The sequence below is a fragment of the Microvirga solisilvae genome (assembly GCF_022808595.1).
Classification (GTDB): Bacteria; Pseudomonadota; Alphaproteobacteria; order Rhizobiales; family Beijerinckiaceae; genus Microvirga; species Microvirga solisilvae.
This window is the reverse complement of the sequence record NZ_JAKUCN010000001.1, coordinates 207,355-221,695: the sequence shown is the minus strand read 5'-3', so window position 1 is coordinate 221,695 and position 14,341 is coordinate 207,355. Positions and strand designations below refer to the sequence as shown.

12 protein-coding genes are annotated in these 14,341 nt (G+C 62.5%); 6 read left to right on the top strand and 6 right to left on the bottom strand.

Features of this window, described 5'->3' with window-relative positions; all coding sequences use genetic code 11:
• Window positions 1–163: 163 nt before the first annotated feature.
• Window positions 164–850, bottom strand: coding sequence for a Crp/Fnr family transcriptional regulator (locus MJ639_RS01115; protein ID WP_243367951.1), 687 nt, complete (start codon window positions 848–850; stop codon window positions 164–166).
• A gap of 179 nt (window positions 851–1,029) precedes the next feature.
• Here MJ639_RS01115 and MJ639_RS01110 point away from each other — a divergent pair, with 179 nt between their 5' ends.
• The gene (locus MJ639_RS01110) at window positions 1,030–2,907 is read left to right on the top strand and encodes an ABC-F family ATP-binding cassette domain-containing protein (RefSeq protein WP_243367949.1); all 1,878 of its coding nucleotides are present in this window, start codon (window positions 1,030–1,032) and stop codon (window positions 2,905–2,907) included.
• A gap of 37 nt (window positions 2,908–2,944) precedes the next feature.
• Here MJ639_RS01110 and MJ639_RS01105 read toward each other — a convergent pair whose 3' ends face one another.
• From MJ639_RS01105 to MJ639_RS01085, 5 genes are all read right to left on the bottom strand, one after another.
• On the bottom strand, window positions 2,945–3,298 hold the full coding sequence (locus tag MJ639_RS01105; protein WP_243367947.1) for an immunity protein YezG family protein: 354 nt from the start codon (window positions 3,296–3,298) through the stop codon (window positions 2,945–2,947).
• 14 nt (window positions 3,299–3,312) lie between these two features.
• A complete protein-coding gene (locus MJ639_RS01100; RefSeq protein ID WP_243367944.1) occupies window positions 3,313–3,687 on the bottom strand; it encodes a hypothetical protein in 375 nt (124 codons plus the stop codon).
• A 3-nt stretch (window positions 3,688–3,690) separates the two neighbouring features.
• Window positions 3,691–5,232, bottom strand: a complete 1,542-nt coding sequence (locus tag MJ639_RS01095) for a S10 family peptidase (RefSeq protein WP_243367942.1) — start codon at window positions 5,230–5,232, stop codon at window positions 3,691–3,693.
• 84 nt (window positions 5,233–5,316) lie between these two features.
• On the bottom strand, window positions 5,317–5,769 hold the full coding sequence (locus MJ639_RS01090) for a DNA polymerase III subunit chi (protein WP_243367932.1): 453 nt from the start codon (window positions 5,767–5,769) through the stop codon (window positions 5,317–5,319).
• Between the two features lie 118 nt (window positions 5,770–5,887).
• The gene (locus MJ639_RS01085; RefSeq protein WP_243367930.1) at window positions 5,888–7,381 is read right to left on the bottom strand and encodes a leucyl aminopeptidase; all 1,494 of its coding nucleotides are present in this window, start codon (window positions 7,379–7,381) and stop codon (window positions 5,888–5,890) included.
• A gap of 189 nt (window positions 7,382–7,570) precedes the next feature.
• On the opposite strand from MJ639_RS01085, the gene lptF reads away from it, so the two are divergent.
• From lptF to rsmA, 5 genes are read left to right on the top strand one after another with little or no spacing between them, the layout of a single operon-like run.
• The gene (gene lptF / locus MJ639_RS01080) at window positions 7,571–8,731 is read left to right on the top strand and encodes an LPS export ABC transporter permease LptF (RefSeq protein ID WP_243367928.1); all 1,161 of its coding nucleotides are present in this window, start codon (window positions 7,571–7,573) and stop codon (window positions 8,729–8,731) included.
• Between the two features lie 2 nt (window positions 8,732–8,733).
• Window positions 8,734–9,819: an LPS export ABC transporter permease LptG gene (gene lptG / locus MJ639_RS01075; protein WP_243367924.1), complete on the top strand. Its 1,086-nt coding sequence runs from the start codon at window positions 8,734–8,736 to the stop codon at window positions 9,817–9,819.
• 39 nt (window positions 9,820–9,858) lie between these two features.
• Entirely contained in the window at window positions 9,859–12,408 is a 2,550-nt protein-coding gene (locus MJ639_RS01070; protein ID WP_243367922.1) for an LPS-assembly protein LptD, read from the top strand.
• Complete coding sequence (gene pdxA, locus MJ639_RS01065; RefSeq protein ID WP_243367911.1) at window positions 12,408–13,424, top strand: 4-hydroxythreonine-4-phosphate dehydrogenase PdxA; 1,017 nt, start codon at window positions 12,408–12,410, stop codon at window positions 13,422–13,424. The genes MJ639_RS01070 and pdxA overlap by 1 nt, the downstream gene beginning before the upstream one ends.
• On the top strand, window positions 13,421–14,272 hold the full coding sequence (gene rsmA / locus MJ639_RS01060; RefSeq protein ID WP_243367910.1) for a 16S rRNA (adenine(1518)-N(6)/adenine(1519)-N(6))-dimethyltransferase RsmA: 852 nt from the start codon (window positions 13,421–13,423) through the stop codon (window positions 14,270–14,272). Before pdxA ends, rsmA begins: the two co-directional genes overlap by 4 nt.
• Window positions 14,273–14,341 lie beyond the last annotated feature (69 nt).

Sequence of the window (14,341 nt, the reverse complement as noted above, 5' to 3'; positions counted from 1 at the left end):
ATGCCTCATGTAACGTAGATTACACGCCAAATAATTTTCTCAAGTCTGGTTGTTTTATTTCGGGACAGAATGCTAATCATCTAGCAAAAAGCCCCGCAATGCCGCTTGCGAGGCTTTTGATCAACGTCCCTTTAGGCTGAGGCCCTAGTGGTTCTATGAAAGCTCAACGATCCGCCCGCATCGCTTCGGCCACACGCTCCTTCAGCACCTCCGGCTGGCGCAGGATCAGGGCGCCGCGGGTGCGCTCTATCAGGCCTTCCTGGGTCAGCATCGTAAACTCGCGCGTGATCTGCTCGCGGCGGCAGCCGATGCGGGCGGCAACGATATGGTGGAAAGGCGGTGGGGTGATGACCCGCTCGATCCCCCTTTCGCCGCGCGGCACGGACAGGCGCAGAAGCTCCGAATAAAGCCGGTGCCGCAGATCCAACACCGTCTGCTCCATGAACTTGGCGTTCAATTCGCGCAGCCGCGAGGCCATGAGGCAGAAAAGGCGCTCGGACACGGGCTGGTTGGCGAAGAGCAGCTCCTTGAACACGTTCGCTGGCATCACGCATGCCTCGCCCCTCGTGAGGGCGGTCACATTTGCAGAGCGCTTGATGCCGTCGAGGGCAGCGAGTTCGCCGAACACCTCGCCGGGCTTCATCTCGTTGAGGATCACTTCCTTGCCGGAGGCTGTGCGCATCAGCACCCGCACCTCGCCCGAGAGCAGGAAATAAACGTCGTTGGAGAGCTCATCGAAATCGACGATGACCTCCTCCGGATCGAAGCGGCGCCAGTTAGACCGCGCCTCGAAGGGGACCAGATCAATCTCCAGACCCCTGAACAACTGAACATTGGCAAGCCGACCCATGTCTTTATCCCACCCGCGACCGCTAGTTCGACTATAACTATATCACGTTTCTTAGCCGTCTAGACTTCCCGCTTACTTTATCAGGCTTTGACCGCCCGGTCATTCACCGCCCTTCCTATTCATGGCTATTGCGTATGAACGGACCTTGCCAGAGCCCCCTTCACGGGCCAAAAGGCGGCATGCTCCACGTCAACGACCTGACCTACCGCATCGGCGACCGCCTGATCCTCGACCATGCCTCCTTCAACCTGCCTGACGGCGCGAAGGTGGGGCTCGTCGGGCGAAACGGCGCGGGCAAGACCACCCTGTTCAAGATTATCCAGGGCGAGCTCGCCACCGAGAGCGGCAGCATCACCCTCCCCCGCGGCATGCGGATCGGCGCGGTGGCGCAGGAAGCCCCCGGCGGCCCGGAGCGCCTCATCGACGTGGTTCTCGCCGCCGACAAGGAGCGCAGCGCCCTCCTCGCCGAGGCTGAGCATGCGGATGGCATCCGCCGGGCCGAGATCGAGATGAGGCTCACCGATATCGGCGCGCATTCCGCTCCCGCCCGCGCCGCCGCGATCCTCCACGGCCTCGGCTTCGATGCCGAGGCGCAACAGCGTCCCTGCTCCGACTTTTCGGGCGGCTGGCGCATGCGCGTGGCGCTTGCAGCCGTGCTGTTCACCGAGCCGGACCTGCTGCTTCTCGACGAGCCGACGAACTATCTCGACTTAGAGGGCACGCTCTGGCTCTATGATTATCTCGGGCGCTATCCGCACACGGTTCTCGTCATCAGCCACGACCGCGAGCTGCTCGACACCTGCGTCAACCACATCCTGCATCTCGACCGCGGCAAGCTCTCGATTTATCGCGGCGGCTATACGTCGTTTGCCAAGCAATACGCGGAAAAGCGCGAGCTGACCGCGAAGATGGCGGCAAAACAAGAGGCCGAGCGCAAACACCTCCAGGCCTTCGTGGACCGCTTCAAGGCGAAAGCTTCGAAGGCGCGTCAGGCGCAGTCGCGCGTGAAGCGCCTCGCCAAGATGGAAGCGATCACGACCATCGTCGAAGACGACGTGATGCCCTTCAATCTCCCTGGCCCCGAACGCCCCGCCGCGCCGCCTCTGGTGACCGTTGAAGGCGGCGCGGTGGGCTATGGCGAGCGCATTGTGCTTGACCGCCTGAACCTCACCATCGCGCCTGATGACCGCATCGCACTGCTCGGCTCCAACGGCAACGGCAAGTCCACCTTCTGTAAGCTCATCGGCGGCAGGCTCGAGCCGATGAAGGGCGAGATGCGCAGCGTCAACCGCATGGATGTCGCCTATTTCGCGCAGCATCAGCTCGACGAGCTGAACCCGAAGGCGACCGCTTACGATCATGTGGCCGAGCGGATGCCCGATACGCCGGTCGCCAAGATCCGCGCCCGCACGGCGCAGATTGGCTTTCCCGGCGCGAAGGCCGACACGCCCGTCTCGTCACTTTCCGGTGGCGAGAAGGCACGCCTGCTCATGGGGCTTGCGGCTTTCAACGGCCCTCACCTGCTCATTCTCGACGAGCCGACGAACCATCTCGACATCGACAGCCGCACGGCGCTGATGGAAGCCATCAACGACTATACCGGCGCGGTGGTCCTAGTGAGCCACGACCGTTTTCTAATCGAAGCCTGCGCCGACCGCCTGTGGATCGTCGGCAACGGCACGGTGAAGTCCTTCGACGGCGACATGGACGATTATCGTCAGCTCATCCTGTCGGGCGATCTCGACCCGCAGAAACAGGACGACAAGGCCTCGGCACCCACCACATCGAAGGTGGACGAGCGCCGCGCGGCGGCAGAAAAGCGTGCCGCGCTCGCGCCCCTGCGCAAAAAGCTCGATGCCATCGAAGCGCGCATGGCGAAACTCAACGATGTGATCGGAAAAGTCGACGCGGCCCTTGCCGACGGCACGGCCTTCCTGAAGGATTCCGCGAAGGCCACCGAACTATCGAAGATGCGCGCGGAAGCGGCCGACACCCTCGCCTCTCTCGAAGAGGAATGGTTGATGGTGAGCGAAGAAATTGAGGGAGCCAGCGTCTAAAAGCGCTGTAAGGGAAAACTGATCTCCAACCGTGAGATCAATCGTACCCATACTCGACGACGAAACGGCCATTGCTCTCAACTATGAATGTTGCGGAGCGCCATGCCGGCTGACCGGATTGGACGAACGCCTCTCTCATCGCCTTGAAGCTCTTGTAGATATCCCCGATGAACGGGCTCGCTTGATCGTGAAATGGCACCGGCGTCGTATTGGCAGGCTGCACATACATAAAATCGAACTCGGCGTTGCCGGTGTGCATCTGCGCCTTGATCCAGGCTTTTGTCCAATCTTCAGGGATGGCTTGGCCAATGATGTCAGCCAGCCTCTGATGAATGTCTTTGAGGGTTTGAGGTTTCTTCTTCCGCCCAAGGATGAGATCAAACAGCTTCATAAATAGCTACCAGATTACGGCTTCGAGATGCGGTCCAGTCGATTGTTCACGAAGAAATACAGCTCGCGGCCACCGGGCTCGGAATAGAGCACCTGTACTTCGCGCTGGCCCTTGCCACTTTCGCCGACGAGCACGTCGGTGGCGGGCTTGCCCTTGAGGCGCACAAGATCGCATTCGCCGATACCGGGCTCGATGACAGTGGCGGTGCCTGTGGGCGTGCCGGTGCAGCGTCCGTCAGGGCCGAGAAGCGGGCCGTCGAAGGTGGGGCCGGTCGGTGCCGCAACCACAGGGGCCGGAGCGGCCACCGGCGGTGGGGCGGAGCTTGTGCTGTTGCAGGCGGACAGGCCCAGAGCGGCGAGAGCCACGCACGACAAAACCTTCAGACGCATTGATCAATCCCCATTGGCGGTCCTGGCCTGCAAGGCCTCGTCGAAGAGGCGCTGCACATCCGTGCGGAAGGCCTGCCGCGATGCCTGCCGTGAATAGAACATGTGGCCGCCCTCGTAAACGCTCAGGGCCACACGCTTCTGGGGACCGAGATCGGGAAGCTGATCGAGAAGGAGCTTCGAGGCGAAGTACGGCGTCACGAGATCGGTGAAGCCATGGGTGACGAGTACGCGCATCTTACTGTCGAGCGAGAGCGCCTGCCGCAGCTCCTCGAGGTTCTCCGGCGCAGTCCGCCCATTGCCCCAGCGCCAGGCACCGTTGATGGAGCCGTTGAGCAGGTTATAGCGCCCCTCCGCCTTGTAGTTCAGCGCGCCGGTCAGATGCTGAATGATGGCGCTCGACAAAGGCGCTGTCATCGCATCGAGCACGGGATCCTCGAAGCGCGAGAACTGCGAATACGGATTGGGGTCGGCAATGGCGATATTGGTGTCGTAGGCGCTCACGATCTCCGACGAGCCACGGCGCAATTCGCGCTGCGCCGTACGCATGTCGATGCGGCCTGCCAGACGCCGCGTGAGATCGGGAGACAATCCGCTCAACTCGGCGACACGACGGCTCGCCCGATCAACGGCATCCTTGTCCTGCAGGCCGCGCATGAGATCGACGAGATATTCGGAAGAAGCATAAGTTTCTGCCTCCCGCAAACTCTCGCGTGACACCGTGCCATCGCGCGACTGCTTCGCCGCAGCCAATGACGGCAGCAGGGCCGCGTTGATCCAGGGCGCACCCGCACCTTGATCGAGCCAGTCGAAATCGAACACGGGCGACACGAGCACGAGACCGCTGAAGCCGATGCCTTGATCGTTCTGCAGCTTCTGCGCCAGCAGCGGCCCCCGGAAGCCGCCATAGCTTTCACCGACGAAGAATTTCGGTGAGGTGAGCCGGCCCTTCTCCTTCAGCCAGCGCATGACGACAGCGGCCAATCCATCAATATCGCCCTGCACGGAATAGAACCTCTCGCGCACCTGATCGCCGCCGATCACGCGGCTGTAACCGGTGCCCGGCGGATCGATGAAGACGAGGTCGGTGAAGTCGAGCCACGTTTCCGCATTGGGCACGAGCGCCGTCGGAGCTGACGGGCTGATCGTTGGGCCATCGAGCGGCAGCAGCCATGGGCCGACAGCGAGAAGATGCAGGTAAGCGGAGGATGCGCCCGGCCCGCCATTCACCGCGAAGGTGACAGGCCGCGTCGCGGGGTCCGATCCATCCTTCGTGTAGGCCACGAAGCCAATCTCGGCTTGCGGCGCGCCCTGCTGGTCAGTGAGCGTGAGGTGGCCTGCTGTCGCGGTGAACTGCAGAGTGCGGCTTGGCAGCTCAAGCGTGTGGCGCGTGACCGATTCCGGTGGGAGGGCTTGCGCCTGTGCCTCGGATCGCGGCCTGCGGGATTCCTGCTGTTCGCCTCGCTGCTGCTCCTGCGCGATGGCAAAGGGCGTGGAGAGCAACAGGCAGAGCGCGGCGGAAACGGGCAATCGGAAGGCGCGAAGCATGGCAATGTTCCTTTAGGCCTTCGGGAAACTGGAGAGGCGCGAGGAGGTTGCAAGCCTGAAAACGATGAACACTTTGTGTCCGGCTCAAGCCTTGCGCTGCCAGCGCCCGTTGTCGTCCTGCTGCCAATAGGTGGCGTCGTGGCCGCCTTCCTTCACGGCCTTCCACTGATCGCGCGCGATGGCGAGCGCCTGCACATCGTTGCCGTCGAACAGGATGGCGAGGCGTTGGTAGGAGCCGATCTCCTCCGGCAGGGGGGCGCCTTCGGCCAGGAAGCGGATCGCGGCGCCGTTGGGGTTGTCGCCGCTCAAGGTAATCAGGATAGGCTGGTCCGCCGCATGGGCCTCGCGGTCCGTGCCGTGCGGCAAAAAACTCTCGTCGGTAAAGGTCCAGAGGTGATCGTCGAGAGCCGCCATGCGCTCCTCGGTCGAGACCTGCACCACCGCGCGCCAGCCGCGCTCCAGCGTCTTCTGCAGGAGCGTGGGCAGCACGGCTTCAAGCGGCTGCTGCTGAAGATGGTAGAAAAGGATCTCGGCCATTCACATCTCGTCACCGCGGACGGCGAAGCCGATCCGGGATCGTTGTCGGAAGAGAGCGCCATTCTCGTTTCGCCATTCCGGGTTCCGCTCGCGCAGCCCCGGAATGACGCTTTTTGACTTATGCCTCGTAGTGATCGCGCACGAGGCGGTCGAGCAGGCGCACGCCCCAGCCCGAAGCCCAGCCGCGATTGATCTCGCTCTGCGGTGAGCCCATGGCAGTGCCGGCGATGTCGAGATGTGCCCAGGGCGTATCGTTGACGAAACGCTGGAGCAGAGCAGCAGCCGAGCTCGAACCGCCGAAGCGGCCACCCGTGTTCTTCATGTCGGCGAATTTCGACTCGATCATCTTGTCGAATTCCGGCCCGATCGGCATGCGCCACACGCGTTCGCCCGTAGATTTGCCAGCAACGGCGAGGCGCTCGGCGAGTTCGTCGTTGTTCGAGAACAGGCCCGCATATTCCTGCGCCAATGCGACGAGGATCGCGCCGGTGAGCGTGGCGAGATCGACCATGAATTTCGGCTTGAAGCGGTCCTGCACGTACCAGAGCACGTCGGCGAGAACGAGGCGGCCTTCCGCGTCCGTGTTGATGATCTCGATGGTCTGGCCCGACATGGTGGTGACGATGTCGCCGGGGCGTTGGGCGTTGCCGTCGGGCATGTTCTCCACGAGGCCGATGGCGCCGACCACATTCGCCTTCGCCTTGCGGGAAGCCAGCGCATGCATGAGGCCGACCACACAGGCCGCGCCCGCCATGTCGCCCTTCATGTCCTCCATGCCGGCAGCAGGCTTGATCGAGATGCCGCCGGTGTCGAACACCACGCCCTTGCCGATGAAGGCGATGGGTTTGTCGTTCGCCTTACCGCCGTTCCAGCGCATGATAGCGATACGTCCGCCACGCACCGAGCCTTGGGCCACGCCGAGCAGCGCGCCCATGCCGAGCTTCTTCATGGCCTTGTCGTCGAGGATCTCGACTTGCACACCGAGCTTGGTGAGTTCTTGAGCGCGAGCCGCGAATTCCTGCGGACCCAAAACATTCGGCGGCTCGTTGACGAGATCGCGGGCGAGATTGACGCCCTGAAGCACGCTCTCGCGGGCCTTGTAGACCTTCTTCACGGCCGCCGGGTCAGCCACGCTCAGCACGAGACGGGCCGCGCTCTTCTTCTCGTCCTCATCCTTCTTCTTGGTCTTGTAGCGGTCGAAGCTGTAGCGGCGCATCTGCACGCCGAGCGCGATGTCGGCCGCTGCCTCCGGCGAGACCTGGATTCCAGGCAGGTCGAGCACGGCGGTGGCCGTCTTGCCATTGGTCTTGCCGGAGATCAGGCCGCCGAGCTGAACGAAATCCACATCCGCCCTCTCCTTCTCGCCCCCGACGCCGATCACGATCAGGCGATCCACCGTCAGGCCGTTCGGCACCACGATGGTCATGGCGGATTTCGGTTTACCCTTGAAGTTCTCGGCAGAGGCGGCCTTGGCGATGAGATCGACGGCCTTGGAGCCGATCAGCTTGGCAACCGCCGGCGTGGGCTTGAGATTGTCCCCGACGAAGACGATGAGATCGCCGGATTCGACCTTGCCGTGCGGCTGGAAGTCGATCTTGAAGCTCTCGGCCATGAAACCCTCTTGTTTTGACTGTAGGAGATCCGGTTTCCGGCATCTCCGCTTTGGTACCGCCCTCATATAGGGCATGCCGGGCCCCGCCGTGAAATAGGCGCAATCTCAGGCTGTTGAAAACGCCCGTCTTGCCTTAAGACCTAGCGACAAGGTAACCCTGGCCCTTCGCGCCCAGGGGCGAAGGGTTTCATGACACTTCTCGAACGCTACATTCTGAAAATCGCCTTCAACGCCTTTGCCGCGTGTCTGATCGCCCTGACCGGCGTCATCTGGATCACGCAGGCTCTGCGTGAGCTCGATCTTCTGACGGGCAAGGGCCAGACGCTTCTCATCTTCCTGACGGTGACGGGGCTTTCCCTGCCCGCGCTCATCAGCGTCATCGCGCCGGTCGCCCTGTTCATGGCGACGATCTATACCCTCAACAAGCTGAACGGCGATTCCGAGCTTATCGTCATGAGCGCAGGCGGTATGGCCCCTCAGCGGCTTCTGCGCCCCTTCATCGCCCTGGCGATGTTCATCAGCCTCATTGTGGGAATTATTTCGGTATACCTCATGCCCGCGAGCTTCCAGGAGCTGCGCATGCTGTTCACCCGGATCAGGGCGGATTTCGTGGCCACTATGGCCAAGGAGGGGCAGTTCATCACGCTCGAGAACGGCATCACCTTCCATTACCGCGAGCGCTCGGGCGATGCCCTGCTCGGCATCTTCATGGAAGACCAGCGCGACAAGAAGAAGCCCATCGTCTATCTCGCCGAGCGCGGCCAGACCGTCGAGAAGGACGGGCAGGCCTATCTTGTGCTCGAAAAGGGCAGCGTGCAGCGCAAGGACCCCAAGAGCAAGGATTCCTCCATCGTCGTGTTCGAGAGCTACGCGGTCGACCTGGCGGCCTTCAATCAGGAAAACGGCGAGGTCGTCTACAAGCCTCGCGAGCGAAGCACGATGCAGCTGCTCTTTCCGGATAAGGACGAATATCTCTACAAAGCCCAGACGGGCCGTTTCAGGGCCGAGCTGCATGACCGCCTCTCGGCATGGCTCTATCCCCTGGCCATGATGATGATCGCATTTGCCGCCCTCGGAGAGGCGCGAACGACCCGACAGGGACGCAGTCTGGCCATCGCAACAGCCATCGCCGGGGTCGTGCTGCTCAGGGTCCTGGGCTTTGCCGCCTCCAGCGCGGTTGCCCGTTCGCCGGCCGCGATCTTGCTGATCTACGGGGTGCCTCTCGGCGGCATCTTCCTCAGCCTGCTGTTCATCTTCAAGGGAGCGACGATCCGGAGCATGAACAACCGGATCCGCTCCACCTTCAGCGGCCTGTTCCTGTCGCGCAAAACGGCTGCTCAAGGGACCTGACCATGCTGATCGGCCGAACTCTCGGATTCTATTTCGCGCGCCAGTTCGTCAAGACGATCTTCATCGTCTTCGCGACGGTGTTCGCGCTCGTCTATACCCTCGATTTCGTCGAGCTGATGCGCCGCGCGGGCGATGCGGAGAACGCGACCACGGGGCTCGTCGCCACCCTTGCCCTGTTCAGAACCCCGGCCATTGCCGAGCAGGTCATGCCCTTTGCCGTGCTTTTCGGCAGCATGGCAGCCCTGCTTCAGCTCAGCCGCAAGCTCGAGCTGGTGGTGGCCCGCGCCGCCGGCATCTCCGCCTGGCAGTTCCTGCAGCCCGGCCTATTCGTGGCCCTTCTGATCGGGGTTGGCTCAGTCACGGCCTACAACCCCCTATCGGCTCACCTGAAGCAGCGTGCGGCATCCTTGGAAAACAAGATTTTCTCCCGCACGACCCAGAGTTCGGGCAAAGCCATCTGGCTGCGGCAGAAGAGCCAGGACGGATATGCCGTGATCCGGGCCGACGGCTCCCGGACCGATGCGGCCGCCTTGGTGGGCGTGACCGTCTACACCTTCGACCTGGAAGGGAGCTTCACCCATCGAATCGAAGCTAAGGAAGCAGCCCTTCACGAGGGCTTCTGGGAACTGCGCGATGCCCGTGTCCTTTCGGCAACAGAAGAGCCCGAATCCCACGAGCGCTATCTTATCGCCTCGCATCTTCAGCCTTCCCAGCTGAGACAAAGCTTCATCGACCCCGATTCCGTACCGTTCTGGGAACTTCGCGAGACGATTCAGCGTATGGAGCGGGCGGCCTTGAATACCACCGCCTACAAGCTCCATTACGACATCCTCATGGCCCGCCCCCTGCTCTTCATCGCCATGGTTTTTGTGGCCGCATCGGTGTCGTTAAGATTCTTTCGATTTGGTGGTGTAGCGATGATGGTTCTGGGTGGCGTCGCCGCCGGGTTCATGCTTTATGTCGCCACTGAGCTTATGGCGGAGCTTGGTGCTTCGGGGATCATCAGCTCAGTTGTTGCAGCCTGGTTCCCTGCTGTAGTAGGCAGTCTCCTGGGAACCTTGGCGTTATTGTACCAAGAGGACGGCTGACCCCCGTTCTCATAATAAGACGTGGTTTGAGGAGTGGGGATGCAAGGGCTTAAGGCAACGATCGCACTATCTGCGGTCGCAACGGCACTTCTATGTGCCGTTGGGTCAAGCCCTACGCTCGCCCAGTCGCTCAACGAGAATCTCAGCGCCCGTCTCCAGGCGAATCCGAACGGCGATCGCCTGCTCGTGGACGCCAAGGAAATCATCTACGACAACGACAAGAACACGATCGCCGCGGCCGGCGATGTCCAGATGAACTACCAGGGCCGGACGCTCCAGGCCGACAAGGTCACCTATGACCGGAACACCGGCCGCGTCTATGCCGAGGGCAATGCCCGCCTCACCGATGCCAGCGGCGCCGTGGTCACGGGCGACCGGTTCGAGCTGACGGACGACTTCAAGAACGGCTTCATCGATTCCCTGCGCGTCACGCAAACCGTGGTCGATAACGGCCGGACGGTCACGACTCGCTTCTCCTCGCCGCGCGCCGAGCGTGCTGCGGGCGAGACCACCACCTTCGAGCGCGGCACCTACACGGCCTGCGAGCCCTGTAAGGACAATCCGGAGCGCCCACCGCTCTGGCAGGTCAAGGCCGCGAAGATCATTCATAACAACAGCGAGCAGACGATCTATTACGAGGACGCTACCCTCGAGATCCTCGGCCTGCCCGTTGCCTATCTGCCCTATTTCTGGACGCCGGATCCAACGGTCAAGCGCAAGACGGGCTTTCTTGCCCCGCGCTACGTGATCTCGAACACGCTCGGCATGGGTGTCGGCCTCCCGTTTTTCTGGGCCATTGCCCCGAACTACGACCTGACCGTCGCCCCGACCTTCCTAAGCCGCCAGGGTGTTCTCGGCGAGGCGGAATGGCGTCACCGGCTTGAAACGGGTGCGTACAACATCCGCGTCGCCGGCATCGCCCAGCAGGATCAGGACGCATTCCTCCTCAGCCCGCGCGGTGCCGGCGATCGTGAATGGCGCGGCTCGTTGGAAACGGCCGGCCAGTTCCACATCAACGAGCGCTGGAAATGGGGTTGGGACCTCGCCCTCGTCTCGGACAAGTGGTTCCTGGACAATTATCACATCCGCAGCGAGAGCCTTCAGTCGATCTACCTGAAGGAATCGGTTTCGACGCTCTATCTGCAGGGCCAGGGTGACCGCTCTTTCTTCGACATGCGCGGCTATTATTTCCAGGTCCTGTCCACCAGGGACTGGCAGAAGCAGCAGCCCGTCGTTCACCCGGTGATCGACTATGACAAGCGCATCACCCCGCCGGTCATCGGCGGCGAGTTCGGCCTCAACGTCAACGTGACGAGCCTCTCGCGCGAAGCGAGCCAGTTCGAACCGCTGACGGCGACGAACACGAGGCGTTTCAGCATCTATCAGACCTGCGCGATCTTCGATCCTGAGGAGTGCCTGGTACGCGGTGCCAGCGGCTCCATGTCCCGCGCCTCGATCACCGCCTCCTGGCGCCGTGAATTCGTCGATCCGATCGGGCAGGTCTGGACGCCGTTCGCCTATGTCCGCGCCGACAATTTCTGGATCGCTCCTGATTTTGACGGCTATCAGAACGTCAATCTGGCCAATTATATTGAAGGCGACGACGATTATCTGTTCCGCGCCACTCCGGCTGTGGGCGTGGAATACCGCTATCCCTTCGTGGCCAGCCTCGGCACCTCGGGCCGCCAGGTGATCGAACCGATCGCACAGATCATCGCACGCCCGAACGAGACCAAGATTGGTCACCTGCCGAATGAGGACGCGCAGAGTCTCGTCTTTGACGACACCTCCCTCTTCGATTGGGACAAGTTCTCCGGTTACGATCGCGCCGAGGGCGGTGTTCGCGCCAATCTCGGCATCCAGTACACCGTCACAGGCGCAGACAACTTCTACGCCAACGTGTTGTTCGGCCAGTCCTATCAGGTTGCCGGCCGCAATTCGTTCCGTCAGGCGGATCTGGCCAATGTGGGCCTCGACTCGGGACTGGATTCCCGCGCTTCGGATTACGTCGGCCGCCTCCAGATCTCTCCGAACAGAAACTTCGCTTTCCTGACCCGCGCGCGGTTCGATCAGGACGACTTCGACGTGAACCGCATCGAGGCCAGCTTCAGGGCAAACTTCGACCCCTATCTGCCGCTCACGACCTCGCTGACCTATGCCCGCTACGAGGCCCAGCCCGATATCGGCTTCCCACGCCGCCGCGAAGGCCTTCTGGGTTCCGCCACCTGGAACCTGACGCCGAACTGGTATGTGTCGGGCTCGGTGCTGCTGGATCTCGACCGTTATCTGCTGGCGCGTGAAACCTACGCCCTGCAATTCGCCAGGAACCCCGATACGGCCGTCTACAACCGGCAGGACCTGGCTTATGTCAGCTCGATGTCCCTCGGCCTCGGCTATGTGGACGAGTGCACGACCCTCTCGATCAAGTACATCATGACACCGCGTTCTGTGGCCGCGAATTCGGGTGAGAAGGACCGCAACCACACCGTCATGCTGAGCCTTGAGCTGCGCACCCTTGGCGAGGCCTCGATTAGCCAGAATATTGGTGGCAGCGACGACGGCACTTCCGAAGAAGGCGTGGCGAAGTAGTGGCTGGGCTTGAACGCCCTCTCCTCCTGACCCAAGGCGACCCGGCCGGCATCGGGCCGGAATTAACCCTCCGGGCCTGGCTCCAGCGTGATCAGGAAAGCCTCCCGCCTTTCGCTGTCCTGGCCGATCCCACGTATCTGGAACGGGTCGCCAAGAATCTGGGCTGGACCGTGCCTATAGCGGCGGTCGACGTCGCGCAGACAGCCTCCGCTTTTTCTCAGGCCCTCCCTGTGATTCCATTGAAGGCCTCGGTATCGGTTCAGCCGGGCAGGCCCGATTCTGCCTCGGCGCTCTCGGTGATCGAATCCATCGAAACGGCAGTCCATCTCGTGCGCAGCGGTGTGGCCAGCGCTGTCATCACGAATCCGATCGCGAAGCACGTGCTCTACGATGCCGGCTTTCGGCATCCGGGACATACGGAGTTCCTTGCCGCTCTCGCCGGCGAGGACGGGAACACCTATCATCCGGTGATGATGCTCTGGAGTAAGGAGCTGGCTGTAGTGCCGGTCACAGTCCACATCGCCCTCTCCGCCGTGCCTGCGGCCCTCACCACAGAGCTGATTGTGCGCACGGCGCGCATTGTGGCGCGGGAGTTGAAGGAACGGTTCGGACTGAACAATCCCCGTCTCGCCATCGCCGGGCTCAATCCTCATGCGGGCGAGAACGGCTCCATGGGCGCGGAGGATCAAAAGGTCATCGCCCCGGCCGTCGCTTCCCTGCAGGCCGAGGGCATCGCCGCATCCGGCCCTCTCCCGGCGGACACCATATTCCACGCCCGTGCCCGCAAGGGCTATGATGCGGCGCTTGCCATGTATCACGATCAGGCCCTCATCCCCATCAAGACCATCGCCTTCGACGAGGCGGTGAACGTCACGCTGGGCCTACCCTTCGTGCGCACCTCGCCGGATCACGGCACGGCCTTCGACATCGCGGGCAAGGGCATTGCGCGCCCCGACAGTCTGATCGCCGCGATCAAGCTGGCGGCGCGCCTTGGCGCAAAGGCGAGGAAGCCATGAGTCAGATCGACAATCTACCGCCCCTGCGAGAGGTCGTTCGCACCCATGGGCTCATGGCCAAGAAGTCCCTCGGCCAGAACTTCCTGTTCGACCTCAACCTGACGAGCCGCATCGCCCGTTCCGCAGGCCCCTTGGAGGACACGACCGTCATCGAGGTCGGCCCAGGCCCGGGCGGGCTCACCCGCGCCATCTTGGCAGCAGGCGCGAAGAAGGTCATCGCCATCGAACGCGACAGCCGCTGCCTGCCGGCTCTCGCCGAAATCGCCGATTACTATCCGGGGCGCCTGGAAGTGATCGAGGCCGACGCACTGGAATTCGACCCGCGACCCATGGTCGGCGACGGGCTCGTGCGCATCATCTCCAACCTTCCCTACAATGTGGGAACGGCGCTGCTCACCGGCTGGCTCACGGGCGAGGCCTGGCCGCCCTGGTGGTCCTCCCTCACCCTCATGTTCCAGCGCGAGGTGGCCGAGCGCATCGTGGCGACCGAGGACGATCCGAAGGATTACGGGCGGCTCGGTGTGCTCTGCGGCTGGCGCACGGATGCGCGCATTCTCTTCGATGTACCGCCATCCGCCTTCGTGCCGCCGCCGAAGATCACGTCGAGCATTGTGCATCTGACGCCGAAGGCCTCGCCCCTGCCTTGCCGTATCGGGGCCCTGGAAGCCATCACCCGCGCCGCCTTCGGGCAACGCCGCAAGATGCTGCGCCAGAGCCTCAAGGCCATCGCGCCGGATCCTGCTCCGATCATCGCCGCCGCAGGCCTGGAAGAAACGATCCGCGCCGAGAACGTGCCAGTGGAAGGCTATGTGGCGCTCGCCAATGCCCTCGACGCAGCGCGACGCTGAAGATCGTCACCTCTTCAGAAGACCTTAACCCGCCCTATCAATGATGCATCGGACACAGCAGCCCTTCTC

What these genes read in the sequence shown, in the direction of transcription:
- MJ639_RS01115 (WP_243367951.1), bottom strand. Translation starts at nt 850, where the DNA reads ATGGGTCGGCTTGCCAATGTTCAGTTGTTCAGGGGTCTGGAGATTGAT.
- MJ639_RS01110 (WP_243367949.1), top strand. Translation starts at nt 1,030, where the DNA reads ATGCTCCACGTCAACGACCTGACCTACCGCATCGGCGACCGCCTGATC.
- MJ639_RS01105 (WP_243367947.1), bottom strand. Translation starts at nt 3,298, where the DNA reads ATGAAGCTGTTTGATCTCATCCTTGGGCGGAAGAAGAAACCTCAAACC.
- MJ639_RS01100 (WP_243367944.1), bottom strand. Translation starts at nt 3,687, where the DNA reads ATGCGTCTGAAGGTTTTGTCGTGCGTGGCTCTCGCCGCTCTGGGCCTG.
- MJ639_RS01095 (WP_243367942.1), bottom strand. Translation starts at nt 5,232, where the DNA reads ATGCTTCGCGCCTTCCGATTGCCCGTTTCCGCCGCGCTCTGCCTGTTG.
- MJ639_RS01090 (WP_243367932.1), bottom strand. Translation starts at nt 5,769, where the DNA reads ATGGCCGAGATCCTTTTCTACCATCTTCAGCAGCAGCCGCTTGAAGCC.
- MJ639_RS01085 (WP_243367930.1), bottom strand. Translation starts at nt 7,381, where the DNA reads ATGGCCGAGAGCTTCAAGATCGACTTCCAGCCGCACGGCAAGGTCGAA.
- lptF (WP_243367928.1), top strand. Translation starts at nt 7,571, where the DNA reads ATGACACTTCTCGAACGCTACATTCTGAAAATCGCCTTCAACGCCTTT.
- lptG (WP_243367924.1), top strand. Translation starts at nt 8,734, where the DNA reads ATGCTGATCGGCCGAACTCTCGGATTCTATTTCGCGCGCCAGTTCGTC.
- MJ639_RS01070 (WP_243367922.1), top strand. Translation starts at nt 9,859, where the DNA reads ATGCAAGGGCTTAAGGCAACGATCGCACTATCTGCGGTCGCAACGGCA.
- rsmA (WP_243367910.1), top strand. Translation starts at nt 13,421, where the DNA reads ATGAGTCAGATCGACAATCTACCGCCCCTGCGAGAGGTCGTTCGCACC.